Source organism: Gilliamella sp. Fer1-1, from assembly GCF_001690825.1.
In the GTDB taxonomy this organism is placed as follows: domain Bacteria; phylum Pseudomonadota; class Gammaproteobacteria; order Enterobacterales; family Orbaceae; genus Gilliamella; species Gilliamella apicola_C.
Window position 1 is genome coordinate 39,386 of record NZ_LZGX01000024.1, and the last position, 23,457, is coordinate 62,842.

20 protein-coding genes, 2 pseudogenes and 1 CRISPR repeat array are annotated in these 23,457 nt (G+C 34.9%); of the genes and pseudogenes, 6 read left to right on the forward strand and 16 right to left on the reverse strand.

Features of this window, described 5'->3' with window-relative positions:
* Nucleotides 1–32: 32 nt before the first annotated feature.
* Nucleotides 33–1,028 carry a DNA polymerase III subunit delta' gene (gene holB / locus A9G28_RS02635; RefSeq protein WP_081301487.1) on the reverse strand — a complete coding sequence of 332 codons (996 nt, stop codon included), beginning with the start codon at nt 1,026–1,028 and terminating at the stop codon, nt 33–35.
* Nucleotides 1,028–1,666 carry a dTMP kinase gene (gene tmk / locus A9G28_RS02640; RefSeq protein ID WP_065579684.1) on the reverse strand — a complete coding sequence of 213 codons (639 nt, stop codon included), beginning with the start codon at nt 1,664–1,666 and terminating at the stop codon, nt 1,028–1,030. Before tmk ends, holB begins: the two co-directional genes overlap by 1 nt.
* A gap of 305 nt (nt 1,667–1,971) precedes the next feature.
* On the opposite strand from tmk, the gene A9G28_RS02645 reads away from it, so the two are divergent.
* Nucleotides 1,972–2,553 carry a tail fiber assembly protein gene (locus tag A9G28_RS02645; RefSeq protein ID WP_065579685.1) on the forward strand — a complete coding sequence of 194 codons (582 nt, stop codon included), beginning with the start codon at nt 1,972–1,974 and terminating at the stop codon, nt 2,551–2,553.
* 2 nt (nt 2,554–2,555) lie between these two features.
* Here the strand turns inward: A9G28_RS02645 and A9G28_RS02650 are convergent, their stop codons facing one another.
* The 8 genes from A9G28_RS02650 to casA form a co-directional block, all read right to left on the reverse strand.
* Nucleotides 2,556–2,849 carry a helix-turn-helix domain-containing protein gene (locus A9G28_RS02650; protein ID WP_081297932.1) on the reverse strand — a complete coding sequence of 98 codons (294 nt, stop codon included), beginning with the start codon at nt 2,847–2,849 and terminating at the stop codon, nt 2,556–2,558.
* Nucleotides 2,842–3,162, reverse strand: a complete 321-nt coding sequence (locus tag A9G28_RS02655) for a type II toxin-antitoxin system RelE/ParE family toxin (protein WP_065566887.1) — start codon at nt 3,160–3,162, stop codon at nt 2,842–2,844. The genes A9G28_RS02650 and A9G28_RS02655 overlap by 8 nt, the downstream gene beginning before the upstream one ends.
* Nucleotides 3,163–3,231: 69 nt before the next feature.
* A CRISPR array of direct repeats spans nt 3,232–3,504; the repeat unit is 29 nt; unit sequence CGGTTTATCCCTGTACCTACAGGGAACAC.
* Between the two features lie 84 nt (nt 3,505–3,588).
* Nucleotides 3,589–3,882: a type I-E CRISPR-associated endoribonuclease Cas2e gene (gene cas2e, locus A9G28_RS02660; RefSeq protein ID WP_065566888.1), complete on the reverse strand. Its 294-nt coding sequence runs from the start codon at nt 3,880–3,882 to the stop codon at nt 3,589–3,591.
* 2 nt (nt 3,883–3,884) lie between these two features.
* Nucleotides 3,885–4,802 (reverse strand): type I-E CRISPR-associated endonuclease Cas1e, encoded by a 918-nt coding sequence (cas1e, locus tag A9G28_RS02665; RefSeq protein WP_065566910.1) that lies wholly within the window; start codon nt 4,800–4,802, stop codon nt 3,885–3,887.
* Between the two features lie 11 nt (nt 4,803–4,813).
* Nucleotides 4,814–5,485, reverse strand: a complete 672-nt coding sequence (gene cas6e, locus A9G28_RS02670; RefSeq protein WP_065579686.1) for a type I-E CRISPR-associated protein Cas6/Cse3/CasE — start codon at nt 5,483–5,485, stop codon at nt 4,814–4,816.
* A complete protein-coding gene (cas5e, locus tag A9G28_RS02675; protein ID WP_065579687.1) occupies nt 5,486–6,229 on the reverse strand; it encodes a type I-E CRISPR-associated protein Cas5/CasD in 744 nt (247 codons plus the stop codon).
* A gap of 13 nt (nt 6,230–6,242) precedes the next feature.
* A complete protein-coding gene (gene cas7e / locus A9G28_RS02680) occupies nt 6,243–7,307 on the reverse strand; it encodes a type I-E CRISPR-associated protein Cas7/Cse4/CasC (protein WP_065579688.1) in 1,065 nt (354 codons plus the stop codon).
* Between the two features lie 5 nt (nt 7,308–7,312).
* A complete protein-coding gene (gene casA / locus A9G28_RS02685; protein WP_081301488.1) occupies nt 7,313–9,484 on the reverse strand; it encodes a type I-E CRISPR-associated protein Cse1/CasA in 2,172 nt (723 codons plus the stop codon).
* Nucleotides 9,485–10,235: 751 nt separating this feature from the next.
* Between casA and A9G28_RS02690 the strand changes: the two genes are divergently transcribed.
* Together A9G28_RS02690 and frdD are read left to right on the forward strand one after the other, a co-directional pair.
* The gene (locus A9G28_RS02690) at nt 10,236–10,646 is read left to right on the forward strand and encodes a hypothetical protein (RefSeq protein ID WP_065579690.1); all 411 of its coding nucleotides are present in this window, start codon (nt 10,236–10,238) and stop codon (nt 10,644–10,646) included.
* Nucleotides 10,647–10,660: 14 nt separating this feature from the next.
* Nucleotides 10,661–11,017 (forward strand): fumarate reductase subunit FrdD, encoded by a 357-nt coding sequence (gene frdD, locus A9G28_RS02695; RefSeq protein WP_065579691.1) that lies wholly within the window; start codon nt 10,661–10,663, stop codon nt 11,015–11,017.
* Nucleotides 11,018–11,087: 70 nt separating this feature from the next.
* On the opposite strand, the gene A9G28_RS02700 is transcribed toward frdD, so the two are convergent.
* From A9G28_RS02700 to A9G28_RS02720, 5 genes are read right to left on the reverse strand one after another with little or no spacing between them, the layout of a single operon-like run.
* Nucleotides 11,088–11,942: a hypothetical protein gene (locus A9G28_RS02700; protein ID WP_065579692.1), complete on the reverse strand. Its 855-nt coding sequence runs from the start codon at nt 11,940–11,942 to the stop codon at nt 11,088–11,090.
* Nucleotides 11,943–11,974: 32 nt separating this feature from the next.
* Nucleotides 11,975–13,699, reverse strand: coding sequence for a microcin C ABC transporter ATP-binding protein YejF (gene yejF, locus A9G28_RS02705; RefSeq protein WP_065579693.1), 1,725 nt, complete (start codon nt 13,697–13,699; stop codon nt 11,975–11,977).
* Nucleotides 13,696–14,727 (reverse strand): ABC transporter permease, encoded by a 1,032-nt coding sequence (locus tag A9G28_RS02710; protein ID WP_065579694.1) that lies wholly within the window; start codon nt 14,725–14,727, stop codon nt 13,696–13,698. The genes yejF and A9G28_RS02710 overlap by 4 nt, the downstream gene beginning before the upstream one ends.
* Nucleotides 14,727–15,815: a microcin C ABC transporter permease YejB gene (locus A9G28_RS02715; RefSeq protein WP_065579695.1), complete on the reverse strand. Its 1,089-nt coding sequence runs from the start codon at nt 15,813–15,815 to the stop codon at nt 14,727–14,729. Before A9G28_RS02715 ends, A9G28_RS02710 begins: the two co-directional genes overlap by 1 nt.
* A gap of 1 nt (nt 15,816) precedes the next feature.
* The gene (locus A9G28_RS02720; RefSeq protein WP_081301490.1) at nt 15,817–17,769 is read right to left on the reverse strand and encodes an extracellular solute-binding protein; all 1,953 of its coding nucleotides are present in this window, start codon (nt 17,767–17,769) and stop codon (nt 15,817–15,819) included.
* A gap of 309 nt (nt 17,770–18,078) precedes the next feature.
* On the opposite strand from A9G28_RS02720, the gene A9G28_RS02725 reads away from it, so the two are divergent.
* The gene (locus A9G28_RS02725; protein WP_065579696.1) at nt 18,079–20,799 is read left to right on the forward strand and encodes a CRISPR-associated helicase/endonuclease Cas3; all 2,721 of its coding nucleotides are present in this window, start codon (nt 18,079–18,081) and stop codon (nt 20,797–20,799) included.
* 1,096 nt (nt 20,800–21,895) lie between these two features.
* Complete coding sequence (locus tag A9G28_RS13510) at nt 21,896–22,048, forward strand: hypothetical protein (protein WP_176702106.1); 153 nt, start codon at nt 21,896–21,898, stop codon at nt 22,046–22,048.
* 192 nt (nt 22,049–22,240) lie between these two features.
* Here A9G28_RS13510 and A9G28_RS14015 read toward each other — a convergent pair.
* A pseudogene (locus A9G28_RS14015) lies at nt 22,241–22,402 on the reverse strand (AbgT family transporter); the annotation flags it as partial.
* An 18-nt stretch (nt 22,403–22,420) separates the two neighbouring features.
* Between A9G28_RS14015 and murJ the strand changes: the two are divergent.
* A pseudogene (murJ, locus tag A9G28_RS02740) lies at nt 22,421–23,188 on the forward strand (murein biosynthesis integral membrane protein MurJ); the annotation flags it as partial.
* Nucleotides 23,189–23,457: the final 269 nt, after the last annotated feature.

Genomic DNA, 23,457 nt, shown 5'->3' on the forward strand with positions numbered 1-23,457 from the left:
TTTGAAGCATTAATAAAATTTTTATAAACAGCTTAGCTTTTTGCCTCGCTAATTAATTCGGATTGAGCAAGTACATTATAAATAATCAGCTCCTTATTCAATCCTGTAATAGTCAATAACTGATTTCTTGCTTGTAACCATAAATGATAAAGAGCAGAAAGCTTTTCATTATTTTGAGTCGCAAGTAATCGAACTAACGGGACTTGATCACGATTAACAATAAAGCGCCCCGCTTTTTGCTTTGCTTTAAGCGCATCGCTTAATAAAGCGCAAAACCAAATAATTCGTTCAATAAAATCTTCATTATCAAAGGTCTTTGCTAATTGCCAATAATTATTTTGAGGAATAACCTCTAATAATTGGCTACAAAACACGTTTCTTTGTTGCCACTTTTCTGGTGCTAATAGTGCGATAGCTCTTAGTGGCGCATTTTCGCTCAATAATAACGCCGAAGCAAGCTCATTATCACTGTTTTGTTGATCATGTTTGTTTTTTAACCACTCAATAGATTGTTCCAACTTTGGAGTTGATAAAAAATAAGAAAAACAACGGCTATGAATCGTAGGTAATAATTGGCTATTATGCTCATCACTTAAAATAAAATATGTACTGTCTGGCGGTTCTTCTAACGTTTTTAGTAGTGCATTAGCCGCTGCTTCAGTCATTAAAGCGGCATGTTTTATCCAAATAACTTTGTTACCGCCTTGCTGGGATTTTTCGTAAATCTTGCTAGATATATTACGTATTTGATCAATACCTATTGATTGCTTACCTTGTTCATTAGTTATCGCATAATAATCAGGGTGATGATGAGACAAAAACAATTGGCAACTGTGGCATTTAAAGCACGGCTCCAATTGCTGTGAATTTTGGCATAACAAACGGTTGACAAGATTTTCAATAAATTCATTTTCACCGCTACCTTGGACATAACTAATTAATAGCGCATGATGAGCACGCTTATGCATAATACCAGAAGCCAATTGCTGATAAGGTAGCAAAAGCCAAGGATAATCACTTAACATCATTAAATATTAACCTGTTTTGTTAACCAATCTATTAAAATTTGTTCAATTTGCTCAGCTACATTGTCAATTGATTTTGTAGCATCAACCACCCTAATCGTTTCATCTTGTTTGGCTAGTTCTAAATAGCGTTGATGAACTCGCTTAAAAAAAGGTAGCGACTGTTGTTCAATACGATCGAGATCTCCTCGAGATCTTGCTCGCCGCAAACCACTTTCAGGATCAATATCCAAATACAAAGTCAGATCAGGTTTAAAATCACCTAATACTTGTTCCTTTAGTGTCATCATAAAAACTTTATCTAACTGACGCCCTCCACCTTGATAAGCTTGCGTGGATAAATCATGACGATCGCCAATAACCCATTTACCCGCATGCAGTGCTGGTTTAATCACATTGTCAATCAACTGAATACGTGCGGCATATAGCATAAGTAATTCAGCTTTATCAGTCAAAGGCTCATTATCTAAACCATTTTTAATAATATTACGTAAAGCTTCAGCAATCGGCGTACCGCCTGGCTCACGAGTGAATTGTACATCATCAATATGATGTTGATTCAAAATGCGAGCAACGATATTAATCGCCGTCGTTTTACCTGCGCCTTCAAGCCCTTCAATGGCAATAAATTTGCCTGTCATACTAAATTCCTAAATTATTTATAATAAATCTGCATTTATATGCCATTATATTGTACGCCATTTTTGCTAATTATTTTAGACAGCATTATTAATAATTTCTTTTAGTTTTACAGTAAATATTATAATAACAACTATATTGTTAAACTTTCCGTTAATTGTAAACTATTTATAATAAAGAGAATATTAAACTTATAATTAATACAATAACAACCAACCAATAGATATTTAATGTAGCAATAAAAATCATTCAGAAAACCCATTGATTTTATTAAAGTTTTTATTTTAATTAAATTTCTATAAAATAAATGAAACATATAACAAATACAGCTTTACCTCTGTGGGTACAAGGAACACAGCTTCAGAGGCTTTCTGAGTTAATTTCTCAGCGGTTTATCCCTGTACCTACAGGGAACACTACGGTTGCCAACGCGGTAATAGTACGTTGCGCGGTTTATCCCTGTACCTACAGGGAACACACATTTTATAACGCAAACACCAACGGTTTTTATGATTCTAATATTAGTGAACCGCCGATAGATTCTATAGAAATCACTCAAGAATATCATTCTGAATTACTACAACAACAATATGCCGGTTTAGTTATACAACCTGATGTTTCTGGATATCCCGTGGCTGTAAAACGAGTATTAACAGCAACAGAGGTTACAGCAATAAATAAATCAAAAAAACAGCAATTAATTAATGACGCTAATGCTCACATAATATTGTTACAACGAGCTGTTAAATATAATAAAGCTACAGAGCCTGAAAAACAGTTATTAGAAAATTTAGAATTGTTTACGATTGATGTTGTACGCATTGATACAACAGATATTAACGTTATTTTCCCAGATTTGCCAAAAAGTAGTGCTGATGCACTACTTTAAATTTATAATGTAGATAAATTCATATCTATTTTTGCATTACACGCGTTTAAATATTTTAAAATCGTTTTTATGTTTGTGTTCAACGGAGCCCGTTCAATTCTGTTTATGTTAGACGGTGCAATATCTAAACGTTTTGCTAGCTCAGTTTGAGATAGTTTTGCTGTTTCTCTCGCTGTCAACAATAATTCACGTAATTTCCACTCGTCCTCTGCATCATCATATGCCGCACGCGCTACAGGATCTGCTAGCGCGATATCTTTGATTTCATTAAATGTTGTGCTGTGTTTTTTATTCATTTTCAATCATCTCCTTCAGTCGGATTCTCGCTATTTGCATTGCGCCAACTGGTGTTTTTTGTGTTTTTTTAACAAACGCATGTAAAATAAAAATCGTTTGCTCTTTTTGATAAACATAAATAGTTCTAGCTATATTATTACGCTCTAACGCTCTCAATTCAAACAACCCACCCCCCAACGATTTACTATGTGGCATTTGCATTTGTCCAAATTGTTCTAGTTTTTCAATCAATTTAATTGTTCGACCTCTTAATTCTGCGGGTAAATCTAGAATTTCAGATTTAGCATCATCATGCGTTTTTATCGTAAACATTTAATCAATCTGTTTTGTTATTTTTAATAATTATATCAAATTTGATAAAAATATCAATAAAATTTCTATTGGTTTATCCCTGTACCTACAGGGAACACTTTCTAAGTTTTGCTGTTTGCTCGGCTGTAACCGGTTTATCCCTGTACCTACAGGGAACACTCTATTTACCATTCCACCTAGAATTGATATCGCGGTTTATCCCTGTACCTACAGGGAACACAAAGAGGAAGAAGACTCAATGAAAGAAAAAATCGGTTTATCCCTGTACCTACAGGGAACACATGATGAGCCAGCTCATCATTTAAAATAAAAACGGTTTATCCCTGTACCTACAGGGAACACTCTAAATATAGATATTTGTTTTATTTAAACTTATATCTGCTATTAAATTCTACCAAATTTTTCTAATTTTTAAAGAACATTAACTTATTGATTTTTAATAGGTAAAAATGATACTAAGCGTAGCCCATCAAGATCTACCGGAACTCTTCTATTGGTACCATAGGTTTGAAAATCAAATCCTGATTCAGTATTAGTTGCCCAGGCAAGGACAACATTACCGTCTTCTGCGAGTTTAACAATTTGTTGCCATATCATTTCTCTTATCGGTCTTGATATATCACCAATATAAACCCCTGCCCTAATTTCAAGTAACCAAATGGCTAAACGGCCTCGTAATCGAGCTGGAACATTTTCAGTTACAACAACACACATACTCATTATTAGCGACTCCTAAAACCGCTATCGGCAAGAGATTGAGGTTCGGGAATAGCGGGAGGTTGAACATTGTCTGGAGGTGGTGGTGGTTCAATGCCGCCGGCTGACAAAACTTCTTCAATAAGAGGAATTAATGTTGCTAATGTTTTCTGGCTTCTAAAAATTTCGCGACACGCAATTCTAACTTCGCGATCAGGATCGCTTTTGTTCTTTGCGGCGATTTCGAAAGCTTTGGGAACAACAGTATCAAATTTAATAATATCAGCAATATCATAAACAAATGATAGTGGCTTGCCACTATGCACAAAGCCAATTGCTGGAGCATAGCCTGCTGCCAAGACAGCGGCTTCCGTAATGCCATATAAGCAAGAGGTGGCTGCACTTATACATTGATTAATGGTATCGCCTTTTTGCCAATCTTTAGGATCATACTTTCGCCCATGCCATTTTACGTTATAACGTTTAGCCAATAAAGAATAGGTTTCTCGCACTCGTGCGCCTTCAATTCCTCGTAATTGTTCAATCGAACGACGACTAGGTGCAAGTTCACCAAATCGCAATTCAAACATCTTTTTAACCACTTTTAAACGTAAATTATCATCTAAAGCCAATTTAGCTTGATAAAGCAGTTTGTCAGATCTTGCTCCACCGGGTTGACCTGATGAATACATTCTTACGCCAGCTTCACCAACCCAAACTAGCAAGGTTCCGACCGTTGCTGCTAACTTGACTGCGGCATGTGAAACGCGAGTTCCAGGCTCAAGCATTATGCATGCTATAGATCCTACTGGAATATGTGTTCTAATACCTGTTTGATCGATTAATACAAATGCCCCATCTAAAACATCAATTTGTCCATATTGTAAAAAAATCATTGAGGTTCTATTTTTTAAAGGAATAGGATTAAGAGGAACATAAACCATAGCACCCCATCCTATTGATAATGTTTTATCAAGAACAAGCCACAACCAAATCCTTTACTTTTACCAATACCTCGATAAATTGTGTTTAAAAACAATTCTGCATCCGTCACCGTTAACACCCCTTGATAATCAACAGTACTATAAGTAATCGGTTTGAGATCACGTCTTTTACTAAATTGCTGTTGGTTATAACTGGTGACCGTGCAATGTACTTGTTGATCATCTGTTGTTAATAATGAAAATCCTCTGGTTTCACTCTGTTTTATTAACCAGTTGATTGCGGCATCATGTTGTCGGATTTTTATCTCTTTTGAGCTTAAACCTTGTTGTTTTGCTAGATATTTAGCATTCATCATTACATCACTACGTTTACCATTTTTAAATACCACAGGATTAGCTCGTAAGGAAAAAATCAATCTCATTCCAACAATTAATTTGGGTTGATATGGTTTAGTTTCTATTGAAAATAGATCATGATTTGAGAGTGGCTCGGTTTCCGATAATAAATAGTATTGATAACCTTTACCTATTTGTTCCTCATGGAATAAAAAGGCGCGTTTATCTTGATTAGGGAAGAGTTGCCATAACCATTGATGAATTGCATAAGGTCCCGAATTTTGCATTTTCTGATGTAAAACATCATGAAGCCGATTCAGTTTTAAAGTAACTCGAGAAAAATACATCTATTCACTCCCTTTTAAATTGCCTGAAAACTGCTGACGGTTAATAAATTGCCATCGATGACGATTTATTGGTTGATCTTGTCGGCACTGAATTTTAATGACATCAAATCGATCTTCTTGATTATTCTGTTCCCAATAATATTCATCCGCAGTGCCTTGTAATAATTTATTGATAACAGGATCTTGACGATGGCAATCTTGGTAATGTTTATCGGCAAAAATAAAAGCATCGCTCAATGTTCCTTGGCACAAGATAGGCGATAATGGCAGTGATAATGGTGAGTTTTTTCTGCCTGCATATAATGGAAAAACGGGCTTAAGTAATGCTTGTTGTATTTGCTCTAAACGATAGGGCGCCTTGTCGGTTTCAGACATGACAATTTGATAATAAACGTCATTATAATATTCACGCTGTGATAATAAAGTTTCTAGCTCAAGAGGGCTTTTTCGTATTTCGTCAAAACGGGTATGCCATACTTGCTTTTTGTTCGCTTTAGGTGCTTGTACCGTTTGAAAATCTCTAAACCAACTATTACTAGCAATAAAAGGACGAATAGCAAAATGATAATGCAAATTAAAGTTATCAATTTGTTTATCATCACGCCTTATACCAAGTGCGGCAGCCACTATTCCTAATAAAGCCGAACGAGAAGGGATGATATTGCTGTGGCGAACTTCACCAACAGCTGGTTCGCCCCATGAGGCAAAAGGGGCATAAACCTGAAAAATAAGATGGTTTATCATCTTGTCCGCTCTCCTATTTTTGCGCAACAAAATCTAATGCAGCACTCAGTGTTCCTTCTCCTGTTTCACTGTTGAGAATATAGCGGCTATCGGCACATTGCCCATAAACTTTATCAAATTTATCACGTTGCTCTTCTAAACGGGTAATCGCATCATTCACCATATCTTGGCCACGAATTGGGTTAAAATAGGCCACAGCTAAAGAGCGCGGTTGTTGGGAGCCTTTTTCTATTAATAGATAAGAGGTATATGCTCTTGAGGCAAAACTGTTTTGCATACCAGTTGGAGCCACTTTTGTTGCCGATTCGGTTAAAGCTTTTAAGGTTTTTTCTACTAATGCTTCATCACCATTTAAATTTTCTAATAGTAAATCACGACTGATACAAACATAGGTGTAAAATAGTGCTGAAGCAAATTCTCGCTGATTCAGATGTGCAGAACCTGCGTTAACATCGTTATTATTTAAATCATCAACAGCAGTAAAGAAATCATTTTCTATGGTAACCGTACTTACACCTAATGCATGAGAAACTTGGCACGCTGCTTCAATATTAAATGCTGGGCTCTCTGCTAACATTCGTCCAAATAATGCTACATCAACACTACTATTTTCTTTACGCAGTAATTTCACTTCATCATCGCTAGGTTCACGTTTTTCACTAATCAATAATTCCACTAATTGCTCGATTGCTTGTTGCTCGTTATTGCTAATATGTACCAATTGTTCAATATCTAGGCTAGCTAATGGATCTTTAGATGATTTTTCATTTTTTACTTTACCAAACTGGCTCGCTATTTTGATGGCACTTCCTTTAGCAATCTTTTCAGGAATACCACTCTCAATCATTGGCGTATATACCCAATCTCGCGCCAAACGACGTGAGCGAACACCAATATGATCGCTTAATGATTGATAAAAAAAGTCCGAGGTTCGCCAAGCTCGCTTTAAACTTTGTGATGAGATACGTAAACGATCGGTGTTGCCCATTTTGGCTGTTTTTGGTCGCCCTAAATCATCACGGTTTAAATTTGAAGGCGCATAAGCAGTTAATAAGTGTAATTGAATAAATGTAGTCATGATGATTATTCCTTAGAATTATTTTTTGTTGAAAAATAGTCCATTGCCCAACGAAAAGAAAGGCGTTCAAACGGATTAGTTTTAGCTGATGAATTATGCTTATACTCTCGCTCATACCACTCTTGCATCCATAAAAAGATGCCGTCGGCAAGTGAAATAAGGTTAACACCTTTTTCGCCACGTATTTTTACCGCACGAATTAAGCGACGACAAAATTCTTCAGGATTTTGGCTTGCTAAAAGTTGTTGAAACCGTAGAGAAGATAAGTAGTTACGTTCACTGCCTTTTACTTTTTCACTTAATTGTGCGGCAAATGGGGCTTTGTCATTATTAGCTTGAGCAAAAGCAGCGGCATTGACAAATATCTGTAGTGCTTGATACTGAACATCCGTTTGCGCCAATTTACTATCGTTATGAATAAGCGCCTTGGCTAAAATCATATAGCCTTCTTGTAAGATTATAAATTCAGATAGTGCATTCCGACGTAATTCTGCTCGCAATTTACGTCCATTGTAGCTAATACCATTAAATGTACATTGCCTTAGCTGCAACATAGAAAACCACTCATCGATGATCTTTTTATGGTTATCATTTAAGATCATCAGCTTTTTTTGGATAGTGCCTGACATGTTGTTCTCCCCTACATGCAAACAAGACGATTTGTTATTTTTAATCTTTTTGATATTTCTAAGCTTATTAAAATCTTTAATTAATTTGTCTCTTGCGGTGATTTTTTCAGAACTAATCATTAGTTGATCTGGGTCAGCAAAAGCAGTTTTATCATAAACTTGTGTGATATATTTCAATAAGGTATTGGTCCAATCGAATAACAAAGGAAAGCGACCATTTGGGTTGTCTTTCTCTTCAATCAATTTTTTAATATATTGATAAAAAGGCGTTTCAGTTTCCTTCCAATAAGCGATATCAACGGTGCTTGATTGCTTGTTAATACTACTCATCGCTTTACGGAGTATTGGCAAGGTATCTTTGCTGAAATCTAGCGCAAGTGTTATTAGTTCTTTAATATCGCTATCCAAATCATTAAATATTGCATAAACAGGGAAAGTATGTTCATACCAACAACGAGCCTTCATATTGTCAAAATCATAGCCAAAACACCAAAGATGATATTTTTCTGAAGCTTTCAATCCACGCGAATAATGAACTGCAACTAATCGTGCTGACTGAGTTTCGTCATTGGTACTGACCATACCTAACCAATCACGATAAATTAATCCTCCCGGTTGGCCTTTAATCGCAATCGGTTCCCCCGTTTTACTGTCGGTTCGATAAGGTGATAACGGATGTCGCCAATTTTTATATTGAACGCCGTAATTTTTTGTTTGATACTGACTAATAAGCTCGGACGATTTTTCACCACAAAGGTCACAATGACCTTGAGTGGTATTTTCAAAATCAAGCTCAATGCGACGAGGCATCCCCCAATATGCTTGGCAGCAATTAGCTTGCTCAGGGAATACACTTAAATTTTTGGGCGGTTCGCTAGTTACTGTTTTGTTTAACCACGGGAAGACAGTTTCATCATAATGTTGAGGTTTTTCGTCATCATCAAGAGGCATCACATTTAGCCATAACTTTTTCCATAATGGCGTCGATGTATCGAGTGCTGGCATCATTAAAGTGGTAATCGGCCCACCACCTCGCAAACTAACGCGATGCCCTTGTCCTCCCGATGGCGCATTAGTTTGTAAAGTAAACAGCGCCATAACGGCACAATGCGGGCAGATCGCTTTGACAAAATCACGTTTAATAAAATGGTCAGTATTTTTCTTTAATGCGTTTTCACCCGGTGCTTCAACCAATAAACCCGATATCGGTACTTTATTGCCATCTAATGGCGTAAAATCTTGCATAAATGCCGGTTTATGTTCACCAAATTGCATGGCCTGTTTAGCAGGTTTAAATGCTTCATCCAATTGTGATTGAGTAATACCTTCATGCCAATATTCTAACCATTCACCATTATCTTCGGGAGAAAAAGTGGTTTGTAGCAAACCGATAAGAAATTGGTATGCGGCACCTTGGAAGTCAGGTCTAAAATAGGCCAAATCGGAGATGGTTTCGTCAGCAATTTGGCTAGGCTTAATTTTACTTATTTGACCATTAAAATGTCTCACGGGGATCCATTCTTCGTCTAGAAGAGATAAACAGAACAAAACTCACTCCTTCTTATTGACAATAAGCGATACACTATTATACCGCTTATCTTTTTTATATTAAATTCAAACTTTAATGATTTGTTTTTCTATGGTTAAGCTATAGGACTGAATTTCATGTTTACCTATTTTTTGTTTAACTTCAAATCTCCACATTTTTTTAAAAATATTATTTTGTTGTGCTTTATGTTTAGAACAAAATAAATTTTTTATTAAATTCATTATTCACCTTCAATTTTTTTATTGTTTATATTATTAATTTAACATACAAAAACTCTTAAAACAACAAAAAACAAGGTAGCTAGCAATAATCAAAATTTCATTATCAATATAAAACATCTTTTGGTTGTATGTTATAATTAAATTTCTAAATAATCGTTCCTTATATTAATAGGGATGAACCAGTAGCTAGCAATAATTACTACCCGTTCCCCACTTTTGTGGGGATTTTTATTTTATCTCCAGTGAGTTAAGCGAGTGTTATTAGTCTAACGAAAATTAACCAAAAAAAATGTGATCTTAGCTTCTTTTTTAAAAAACTTATTTGTTTGAACTTGGTTGGATATTGACCATAAAAATAATATATTGATTAAACCAACGCACTTTCTGCCTAGGCTATTACATGAAAAACCGATATCATGCATGACTTTAATTTGACTGCTTCAATAGCTTAGTGTTTATAATATTGCATAAAATACTAACCACTCGAAACATCAATTACATAATAATGTTACACACATTGAGAAATGTTATGATTAAAAAAAATAATGATCTAGATAACAGCAACAGTCCATCTGAGCGCCTTGATTCACCTAAAGAACAGTCTTCAATTCTGTCAATCCTTAATAAATTAGTTCCCTTTTCAATGATTTGGGTCAGTTTAGTTTTAATGTTTGGTGTTATTTGTATGTACACCAATGCCATGGGGCAAGACGAGTTTTATCGTTTTATCTTTTTTTTACGTAGTCCTTTTATTATTGTGCTCAATAGCATTGCATTGTTGGTCGCTATTTTTCATTCAATCTGTTGGTTTAATTCCATTCCTAAAACGATATTTTTATATCGTACTGCCAAAAAATCACAAGTTTATTTAATTATTATAGGGTTGTGGATAGCAACAATTTTTGTGTCAGCCTATTTGCTGTTATTTATCTTAAGATAAGTGGTATTTAATCAATGAAAAATCAAGAAATCCAAGCTAGAAGCACCAATGGAAAAGTTGTAAAAGGGCTATTTGCGCTAGGGGGTACATGGGCGGCTGTTTTTTATCCCATTGTGCTAATAATTATGATATTTATCATCCCTTTTGGTGATGCAGCAACACGTTCTTATATTCTTAAAATAGCCAATACGGAATTTGGCAAAATCTTTTTATTTTTGATGATTTCACTACCTATCTGGTGTGGATTACAACAAATTTTAACCATTTTGCACAAATATAACATTCACCCAAAACGCGAAAAACTACTTACTTTTGGTTTAGCATTGGCATGGACAGTCCATGCCATTTATGTCTTGTTTATTCGGATATAGCAAGCATTTGAAAATTGTGACAAAATAAAAAGCGTTATTAATCAATTAACGCTTTTTTTATTTTTGGAAACTAATAATAAGTAATTTCGCGAATAATATTAGTTTGTTTGTTATTTTTAGATTTTTTGGCTGTAAGCCAATCGTTTTTTTCATTAAATGTTAAAAATTGAGTGACATAATGTGCTAATTCTTTACCAGCAGATAGATAAGATGTTTCTATAGTTGTTAAACGATGAAGGTTGTTATCATACTGATACAAAAAATCACTCTCGTTTTGCATATTATTACTAAATTGATAGCGCACTTTCGCTAATTGGTGTGTTTGGTATTCAAATGTGTAGGTTGAAGCTCCTTTTTGCTCTTTCCCTGTATATTTGCCATTCTCATCAACTTCTTTGAGTTGCCATTGGACATTTTTATTGATAAGGCAATTATTACTATCGTAAACATAGTTATCGGTTTCAAAAAAAATGAAATCAACCGCTTTTTTAGTCTGTTGTGATACAATAATTTTACCTTGTTCATCAGTATTAAATTGGATAATGCTATTAGTTTTATCTTCGACATCTTCAATAATATTTTCCCAACCCGATTTATTTTTTTGTAGGTGTTCAGAATAGATTCGAACGTTTTTATCTAAATAAAGATCATAATGGCTTTTTATTATTTCTCCGTTAGTATCATATTCTAATGCATGTTTAGCGTTCGTACTGTTAGTTTCAGTAGTCAATTTAGTGGTTAATGTTCTCACCTCGTGTTTAATGCCTTGTACAGGGGAATCAATATAATCAAGGATCTGAAAAATATAGTTATTGGCATTCGCTGTATTTTGAGTAGGATTATCACTACAAGTTAGCGCCATGGCGTCTATTGATGTGAGTGATAAACAGAGTGTTAATAAAAAAAATCGTATTTGTTTTTGCATCGTGTTCCTGCTGAATAATTTATTGTATGCTTTTACCTTTTGCCCATTAATAATGCATCATCCCAATTCACTTTTTTACCTTGTTTTTTACTTGATTGGCTGTCATCTTGATGAGTAAATTTTTCTTCTTTGTTTTCATCTATCAACGTGTTACTCGCTCTACGAGGTGGTTTATCTAAAAAAGAAAGTAACTCTTTGGTGTATTCTTCTTCAGGAGAATAGAAAATCTTTTCTCGTGAGCCTTGCTCTATAATTCTACCCTCTTTCATAACAACAACTTGATGACACATTGAGTAAACTAGCGCTAAGTCATGGCTAATAAACAGGTAACTGAGCTGATGTTTTTCTTGCAATGATTTCAGTAAATTAATAATTTGTTTTTGAATTGTATGATCTAAAGATGAAGTTGGCTCATCTAAAATTAACAATTCTGGCTTTAAAATTAAAGCTCTAGCAATAGCTATTCGTTGGCGCTGCCCACCAGAAAACTCTGTTGGATAGCGATAACGCATATCGGGATCTAGACCCACTTCTTGCATAATATCAATAACGGCCTGCTCACGTTGTTTTTTACTTTGTTTTTTGTGCGTCATTAATCCTTCACTAATAATCTGTTCAATATTAAAACGAGGATTAAGTGACGAAAACGGATCTTGGAATACCACTTGGATACGACTTCGGAATGGCAATAATTTTTTGCCAGTTAGATTTTGTATCGGATAGCTATCAAATACAATATTACCTTGTGATTTAATCAACCGCAAAATAGCTAGTGCCGTTGTGCTTTTACCGGAGCCCGATTCACCCACAATACCGACCGTCTCGCCTTGATGTACAGCAAAACCAACATTATTGACAATTTTCTTTTTAGTTTTTTGAAAAAATCCCTTTCTAGCGATTACCTCAACATCCAAATGGTTAACATTAAGCAGTATTCCTGGCGTATTAGGCAATGGCGCAGGATCGCCACTCGGTGCTGAATTTAATAAGGTACGAGTATATTCATGTTCAGGACGTAAAAAAATGCGTTGCCTATTATTATACTCAACGATTTTCCCTTGTTGCATAACAGCAACTTTATCCGCCAGTTTTTTGACAATGCCAAGATTGTGTGAAATAAATAATAGACTCATATTTAATTCATTTTTTAGCTCTTTAAGCAGGCGAATAATTTGTGCTTGTACCGATACATCTAGGGCTGTAGTTGGCTCATCGGCAATTAACAATTTGGGATGAGTTAGAATGGCCATGGCAATCATAACTCGTTGCCGTTCTCCGCCCGACAGTTGATGAGGGTAAGAAGATAATTTACTTTTTGGATCTTTAATGCCCACCCGATCAAGATATTGCAAAATTTCATTACGTGCGACATTTCGGCGCATGCCTCGATGTAATGACAGCACTTCATAAAGCTGTTTTTCAACCGTGTGTAGTGGATTAAGTGACACCATCGGTTCTTGGAAGATCATGCTAATTTGATTACCACGCACATTTTGCAGTGTTTTGTCTGTCGCATGTAATAACGATTTTTCTTCAAACAAAATATCCCCTGTGGGATAAGTCACTTGATCTTTACACAGTAAACGTAAAATAGACAACGCTGTTACACTTTTTCCCGAACCAGATTCACCAACTAAGGCTAATGTTTCTTGTTCATGGATATCAAAACTAACATTGCTTACTACTTGGGATTCAGCTTGAATGTTACGTTTAAAAGCGATACTTAAATCCTGAACGGATAATAAAGGAGAACTCATCGATACACTCCTTTGTTTGGATCAAATGCATCCCTGACTGCCTCACCAATAAAAATAAGCAGCGAAAGCAAAGTTGCAATGATTAAAAATGAACTAATACCAAGCCAAGGTGCTTGCAAATTATTTTTACCTTGTAGCAATAAACGACCAAGAGACGGCGAATCAATAGGCAAACCAAAACCCAAAAAATCTAGCGACGTTAAGGTGGTAATTGATCCACAAAGAATAAATGGTAAAAAGGTTAATGTTGCCACCATCGCATTAGGTAATATGTGGCGGAACATAATTTTAATGTCACTAACCCCCATAGCTTTAGCTGCACGAATATAATCAAAATTGCGGGTACGTAAAAATTCAGTACGTACAATTCCCGCTAACCCCATCCAACCAAATAAAACGGTAATACCAAGCAACCACCAAAAATTAAGCGGTAAAATACTAGCTAATAGAATAATCACAAATAATCCAGGTAAACCACACCAAATTTCAATAAATCGCTGACCTATCAGATCAACGATACCACCATAATAACCTTGAATCGCACCAATAATAACACCAATGACAGAAGTAAATACTGTCAAAAAAATGGCAAAAAACATTGAGAGACGAAAACCATATAAGATATTGGCAAACACATCAAAACCCGCATCAGTAGTGCCTAACCAATGTGATGATGAGGGCGGCGTTGGAAAGGTGCTTGCCGTATCATAAATTAATGTACTATAGCTGTAGCGAAACGGTGCCCATAAAATCCAACCATTATCTTCTATTTTCTTTTGTACAACAGGATCAAGATAATTGGCTTGTGTTTCTAATTGACCACCAAATTGTGTTTCTGGATAAAAATGAAAAATTGGTGAATAGTAATTATCCTGATATTTAATAAAAATAGGTCTATCGTTAGTAATAAAATCAGCAAATAAACTAACCACAAATAAAATTGAAAATAACCAGAGTGAATAATAACCACGACGATTATGTTTAAACCGTTGCCAACGTTGCTGATTAATAGAATAATTTTTGGTCATTATTTGTGTGCCTCAAAGTCAATGCGTGGATCAATCATCATATAAGATAAATCCGATAAGAGTTGAGTGATGAGCCCTATTAACGTAAAAATATACAAAGAACCAAAAATGACTGGATAGTCACGTTGAATAATAGCTTCATAACCCAATAAACCAAGCCCATTGAGCGAAAAGATAATTTCAATGAGTAACGACCCAGTAAATAAAATACCAACAAAAGCAGCAGGAAAGCCTGATACAATCAGTAACGTTGCATTACGAAAAACATGTTTATATATAATTTTTCGTTCACTTAAACCTTTAGCTCGTGCAGTAATGACATATTGTTTACGAATTTCATCTAAAAATGAGTTTTTAGTCAGCATGGTGAGCGAAGCAAAACCACCAATGACCATTGCAATGGTGGGCAAGCAAATATGCCATGCGTAGTCTTTCACTTTGCCCAAAAAATCAAGTTGTTCAAAATGATTTGAAATAAGCCCTCGTAGAGGGAAAATATCCCAATAACTACCGCCCGCAAACACCACAATTAGCAATACAGCTAATAAGAAAGGAGGTATAGCATAACCAATAATAATTAGTGTGCTTGTCCAAAAGTCAAATATAGAACCCTCTTTCACCGCTTTACGAATGCCTAAAGGGATTGAAATTAGGTAAACAATTAGTGTGCTCCACAGCCCCAACGAAATCGAAACAGGTAAGCTTTTAACAATTAACCCTAATACCGATTCACTTTTAAAAAAACTATTGCCAAAATCGAATGAAATATACTTTTTGATCGTGTCAACATAACGTTCAAATATTGGTTTATCAAAACCATACTGTTTTTCAATCATTGCGACAACTTGTGGATCGAGCCCTCTTGATCCTCGATAGCTAGACTCATTCTTATACTGCTCAATTGATGTCGATGAACTAATGCTTCCAGGTAATAATCCTTGTCCTGCTTGCGATCCATTTTCAATCATAGCAAGCGCCTGATCGACAGGCCCACCAGGGGCTACTTGCACAATAAAAAAATTGATAGTTAAAATCACAAATAATGTTGGGATAATCAATAGAAGTCGACGAATAAGATAATTGAGCATATTAATGTTTCCGATTTTTAGGCAGGCTAGCTGCTTTGTTAGCATCATACCACCAGCTATCAACACCTATTGCATAAGTCGGTTGTATGGCTGGTTGCCCAAATTTGTTCCAGTATGCATAATACGTTTTGCTGTTATACCACATTGGAATCATGGGGTACTCTTGCGTTAGAATTCGGTCAAGTGCTCGCCCTAGAGGGATTAATGCTTCTTGATTATCTACATTTTTGGTAATTTCAGCAATAATGCCATCAATCGCCTTGTTATGCAAACCCGATGCGTTCCACGATGAATTAAGATACTCGCTCCCCCAAAGTATCTGCAAATTAGAGTTTGGGTAATTGACGGCATAATAATCACGAGCAACCATATCATAATCACGCTCACGAACACGGCGTAATTGTTGTGCTGAATCTAATAAGGTAATTTTCATGGTGATCCCTAAGCGCGCTAAATTTTGTTGGAAGGGAATTGCATACTTAATATCACTACCAAGATAACTAATCAGTTCAAATTCAAAAGGTTGCTGTGTTTTAGTGTTAATCAGTTTACCTTTTTTAATTACCCATCCAGCTTGTTTTAGTAATTCAGCAGCTATTAATAAATTATCACGATTAAAACCCAATCCATCACTTTTAGGTACATAATAAGCATTACCAAAAGCACTCTTTGGAATAATATCTTTATAAGCATTTAACCATTTTAGCTCTTGTTCGCTAGGCTTGCCGATTGCTGCATAGATTGTGTTTTCAAAAAAACTATAAGGCCTTTTGTAACTGTCATAATAAAATGCATGATTTAACCATTCAAAATCAAATGCCAGTGTGATTGCTTCACGCACTTTAACATCGTGAAACAGATCTTTTTGCAAATTAAACGCTAACCACTTAGTATCAGTTGCCGTTTGAACGGGTTTTTCTTGTTTAACAATGTGGTTAGCATCAAAATATTTTCCTTGATATTGAGTAAACCAGTTTTTAGGTTGATCTTCAGCTCGTAAATCATATTCACCTGCTTTAAAGGCCTCTAACGAGATATTATCATCCATATAATAGTCAATTCGTTTTTCGTCAAAATTATCTAACCCTTTATTAATCGGCAAATTACGTGCCCAATAATTGGGATTACGTCGATAAACAACATATTGCCCTAATTTATATTCGCTAATATAGTAAGGACCACTACCAATTGGTGGGGTGTTTAAAGGTTCAGCAAGATCATGATTCTGCCAAAAATGTTTTGGCATAACTCGCATGCTACCGACAAATGAAAATAATTTTTCACGATCAGAATTAGGGATATCAACACGCAAACGATAATTATCTATCACTTTAACGGTAATGCCTTTATTATAAACACGATATTGAGGCACACCTTCGGTCATAAATTTGTGAAAAGTAAACGCAACATCCTGTGCAGTAATTGGCTGATCATCTTGAAAACGAGCATTTGGGTTAATTGAAACTTCAGCCCAGCGATAACTATCAGAATAAGTTATTGAAGTAGCAATAAGTGGATAAAAACTGGTAATATCATCGGCAGTATTGGTAAAAAGTGTGTCATATAACGATCCCGAACTCCGCTCAGGAGCTCCTCGGCTAGCAAAACGATTAAAATTATCAAAAGAGCCAACTTCAGCTAGCTTAATCGCACCACCTTTGGGTGCATTTGGATTGACATAATCAAGATGTTGAAAATTAGCTGAATATTTAGGTTGACCTGAAAGTGAAAAAATCGTTTTATGATAAATTTTTTCAGTTATTTGGCTAGGACCAACAATATCAATTGGTTTATCCCCAGATAATTGAACTGGGACATTAACATCCTTGTTTAGCTCAGTTTGAGGCTCTCGTTGTTCTTCATCGGCAAAAGCAGGCGCAGAACAAATAACTAGACTAGTTAGGCAACTCAAGATGAATAATGTTTTTATAGGTTGTTTAATTCGAATAATCATCCCAATTCCATTAGTAATTTATTTAACAATAGCGTATTTATGCTACTTTTTTTATTTTTAACATATCTAAACCATTTAAGGTGATAACACTCCCCCTCAACTTAGGCTGTCTATTTTGCCAAACTTCAACTAAATGAGCAAAACCTAATTAATAAAGTTGATATAAAATGATAATGTTAGGTAAAAAGATACCTTTATTTTTACATAAAACAAGTTATATTAAATCAATTATTAAAGAATAAACATCATAAAAAAAGACAAACGTTATTAAACATATCTATTGCCAAACGTAATGAAGGGATAAAATCAATGACTGAATCGTTTTATCAATATTGGGGAAAATGTCGACAAAGGGACAATAGCGATGATAGCGATGATTATCACCTACTGGCTTATCACAATTTAGATGTCGCTGCTTGTGGATACCATATTGTTAAAAAGAATTATTTTTATTCTGCTGAATTATTTGAGCAACTTGGCTTCTCATCAGATGAGATGGAAAACGCAGCCCTCTGGTTTGCCTATTTTTTAGCTTGGCATGATATTGGTAAATTTGCTAATGGGTTCCAGCAATTATTCAAGCATAATAATCCCAAGCTCGTCGCCGCCGATCCAGCAAAAAGTTACACTACCCGACATGATTCGCTTGGTCACTGGTTATGGCAGAACTATTTAATTGAAAAACCAGAAATACAGCTAGAATCATACAATTATAATATTGAACAGGTATATAATATCTGGTTATTAATCATGACAGGCCATCATGGTAAACCACCAATATTAAAGCCCGATGGTAACTTATCATTTAACGCACAAGATAAACAAGCTTCATTAGATTATATTAAAGCAATTAATCAACTGTTTATTGTGGATAATAATTTAGCCAGTTACCACACCCGCTTTTTTGACAAAACATTCCGTAAAAATCTTAACAAACTAAGTTGGCTATTAGCGGCAATAACCGTTATTAGTGATTGGTTAGGTTCCAACCAACAATTTTTTCCTTTTTCTTCAAATGTGATGGAATTGTCAGAATATTGGTTAAACTACGCTCTAGTTAGGGCTGAAAAAGCCGTAGCGGCTTTACCTCAACAATCCCCTATTATGCCTTTCAATGGTATCCAAAATTTATTTCCATTTATTGAAAAACCAACCCCCTTACAACAACAAGCATTATCTTGCCAACTATCAGATAATGGCCCAGAGTTATTTATTATGGAAGATGTTACTGGAGCGGGTAAAACAGAAGCTTCAATGATTTTGGCACATCGATTAATGGCAGCAGGGAAAGCACAAGGGATTTATATTGGCTTACCAACTCAAGCTACCGCAAATGCAATATATCAACGCACAGCACAGGTATATGGGCAATTATATCGATCTAACAGCCATCCATCGCTTGTTCTAGCTCATGGTGCAAGTTATATGAATCCCAATTTTACCCAAACAGTCATTAATTTGGATAATCTTAGTCAACCCAAATACCTCACAAATGAAAATTCCGCGAGTAGCGAGTGTAATGAGTGGTTTGTTGACACACGAAAAAAATCATTGCTTGCTGAAGTTGGAGTTGGAACGCTAGATCAAGCTTTAATGGCAGTTATGCCGTTTAAACATCAATCGTTGCGGCTATTAGGACTACGACATAAGTTACTGATTTTAGATGAAGTTCATGCTTATGATAGTTATATGGCGAAATTATTAGAATCACTGTTACAGTATCATTTTTCACAAGGAGGGAGTGCGATTATACTTACCGCAACTTTACCCTTTTTTCTACGTGAAAAATTACTTAATGCTTTTTATAAAGGATTAAATTCAAATCAATCGCCTTTAACGCTAAATTCAGATTTACCTTTTCCTTTATTGACAAAACTCAATCAACAAGGCTTAGTCGAACAAGCAATAGAGACAAGAGATGAAGTAAAGCGGCAAGTTGATATTAACTGGATTGATAGTATTGATTCTGGTATAGAAAAAATTAAGATTGCTATCCAGCAAGGGAAAATTATTTGCTGGATAAAAAACAGTGTGGCTGACGCAATTAGTTTATATCAACAACTACAGCAAGAGTTGAATATTGATAGTAAACAAATCTTGCTATTTCATAGTCGCTTTGCATATTGTGATCGCTTGGATATCGAACAAAAAACGTTAGCATGGGCAGGAAAAAACTCAAATCATGCAATTCGCTCAGGAAAGATCATCATTGCAACTCAAGTCATTGAGCAATCATTAGATCTCGATTTTGACGAAATGATTAGTGATATTGCCCCAATTGATTTATTGATACAACGTGCAGGTCGTTTACAACGACATGTACGAGATAAACAAGGAAATATCAAACTATCCACAAACCAAAATCAACCTTGCGATGATCGAGATAAACCAATATTAACGATATTTGCACCAACTTGGAATGACAATCCAACCGAAGATTGGCTAGATTACCCAGAATTTGGCAATACTAAGTATGTTTACGCTAATCATGCTTATTTATGGTTCACGCAACGAATCTTACGTCAAAAAGGCGCCATAAAAATGCCCGAAGATGCCAGATTACTCATTGAATCAGTTTATCATAGCGATCTTGAGCCTCCTGAAGGTTTACAAGCGGTTTTTTATAAAGAATTAGGACAACAACTTGGGCAAAGTTCACAAGCTAAAAGTATGATATTAAATTTTAAAAATTGTTATAGCCGAGCGCAATTCAATGCTGAATGGGATCATGAAATTGAAGTATCTACCCGTTTATCAAGAGATAATATTGATCTTTATTTAGCTTATCAGCAAGATGATAAAATCGTTCCTTACTGTAGTAGTAGTAGTGAATATGCTTGGGAACAAAGCCATCTTACAATTAGTGTATCAAAATGGAATAGAATAAAAAGTGCAATTCCACAACTAGAACAGCACCATCTAGAAAAATTAAGGCAAAAGATACATAGGCCTAATGCAATAATTGTTTTAATTGAAAATGAAAAAGTATCTTGTTTTTACACTAAAGAATTAGGATTTTATCTCAATTAATTCAGGCATTATTTATTGTAAGTCATTTTATGATCATGATTATTTATTATCGCATACAACACATGGGTATATTGTATCCATTCCTAAGCGTATACCTAAAATGAAAAATGCCCCCTACATTAAATAATTTTACCGAGCCAAATTGTAACGATAAAAAATTGGTTTTAGAATTTTGCCCGTGCAAAAGTTTACTCAGGCGATCGGTGCCCGTTCATTGTGGTTTAGATTTTTATACCTCCCCCCCATAAAAATAAAATTTTATAAAAAAGTGTACACGGTGTTCACCACAATATAAATAATTGATTAATTTAGATCTAGCTACATATGTTTAGCTAAATATTCCATTATTTCTTTATTATTAAAAAAGAATAAATTAAAAAAGAGTAAAATCTTTTTGCTAAGGCTTTTCTTTTTATATATATTTCCTCTTCACTGAGCTGTTTTTTAGCACAAGACCAATTGAGACTAACATACATATCAAAGTAATCATCATAGATAAAAAGCCAATAGTGCTTTATTCGATGAAAATATCTATTTCCAAATTCTATATATTTAAATACCAAACTATTAAGAAGATTGCCAATATCTTCTAAGCTATTACATGTCATAATTTTTTGGCTAAAAAGTCTCATGAAAGCTAAACAGCTATATTAATGCTTAGTGGCTTTCAAGCGTCTTTGTATATTGGTGGTATATTGCTTGGACTGTTTTTGTCTAAAAGCTGTTTTAAGCAATCCTTTAATAAAATTCAATCAGAAAAACTCATTAAAAGTGTTTCTGTGTCTGCCATGATGATTTTTATTTGCGACATTCTTTATTTTACTTTCACGTACAAAATGCCGATAAGATATTCTATTAACGCTAATGTATTGATACATGCAGGTCGTAGCCTACTCCTATTGGTATTGCTTATTATGCTAATTTGTTTGATTATTAATAAAGTGACTAAGCATTATTTTTTAAAACAAAAATAATAAAGATCAAATCAATGGTTTTTCTGGCTGATTTTAAAAAATGATTTGTTTTGAGGGTGGCGGTAATTTTGAGCTTTGAGGATATAATAAGCGATTGATGATAACGCTTGCGCTGGGGGGGGATGCTGAATCACCCAGCCCGTGAAATGATTGCCGAATGCGGTCTGCACTGTCCATCTCGTTCACTCGGTTTTACGCATCGGTACCGATTTATTCCTGACAAAATTATTCCCGATAAAATAGCCTTAGCCAAACATTCTTGTTTGACGTGCTAACCTTGCTTTGTCGATGGCACATTATGACGTCGAATAAGGTACGACATTAACCACCGTTGTAGATAAAAAGTGGGTGATTTTTATAAAAAAAGTAAAGCAAAAACTTAAATAAAATCAATGGGTTTTTTGAATGTTTTTAGCGTAAAATGAAGATTATTGGGATTGTGTAGTTTCGAATGTGCTAACATTTGTTATATTTTTCGGGGTAATAGCCAGTAATTTTTTGAGTAGCACATGGATATAACCACTGCTCTCAGCAATACCTATGCCTAATGTCGCCACAATTGTAATTCCAAGCGGTGGAAAGCTGATAAAATTAGGTACTATCTTGGTAAAAAAAGTAACAAAAGTAACAAAAGTAACAAAATACTTCTAGTTTCAGGATCGGTCTCATGGATGTATTATGCAGACCGCTTAATGGAATTTCCTGCTGGCGTGCTTGGCGTAGCATTAGGTACGATTTTATTACCCTCGTTAGCGAAAAGTTTTTCTAAAGGTGATCATAAGCAATATTCTGAGGTATTAGATTGGGGATTGCGACTTTGTTTTTTACTGGCTTTGCCAAGTACCGTGGCATTAGGCGTTATTTCTCGTCCTCTTATATCAACATTATTTGAGTATGGGCAATTTACCCTAAATGATACCTTAATGACACAGCGAGCCTTAGTGGCTTATTCTATCGGTCTACTTGGATTGATTTTAATTAAAGTGTTAGCACCCGCATTTTATTCGCGTCAGGATATTAAAACTCCCGTCAAAATTGCAATTGTTACGTTAATTTTAACACAGCTAATGAATCTTGTTTTTATTGGGCCATTACAGCATGCAGGCCTTTCACTATCCATTGGTTTAGCCGCTTGCTTTAATGCTGGATTATTGTATTGGCAACTGCGTAAAAAACAACTTTATCAACCCCAACCTGGTTGGTATCTCTTTTTAATTAAAGTCATTATTGCCGTAATATTAATGTCCACAGTGTTATGGTCTGGCTCACAGCTATTACCTGATTGGTCAACGGGTTCAATGTGGGTTCGTATAGGGCGATTATTTTTATTGGTAATTGTTGGCATCGTTGTTTATTTTGCATCATTGATTGCTATGGGATTTAAGATTAAACACTTTATTAAACGAATTGATTAACAACAATCAATAATTAAAATTTTGTTAAAAATTTTAGGTAACAGGAACGTTTAAGTAAAAATTAATAAGCAAATAAGATGAATAAAGTGTCTTTTTTACTCTCCCCATTATTGATGGTGTAGTTTATTTTTATTGAGTTGTTTTTTTCGATGTATTTCGCATTTTTGCAATACCATTACCAAACTTTTTTAGACGTATTTTGGTCACTAGATTTTGATACTTCAATTTATTTTTATCAAAATAAATTTGTAGATACATTATGGGTTTTT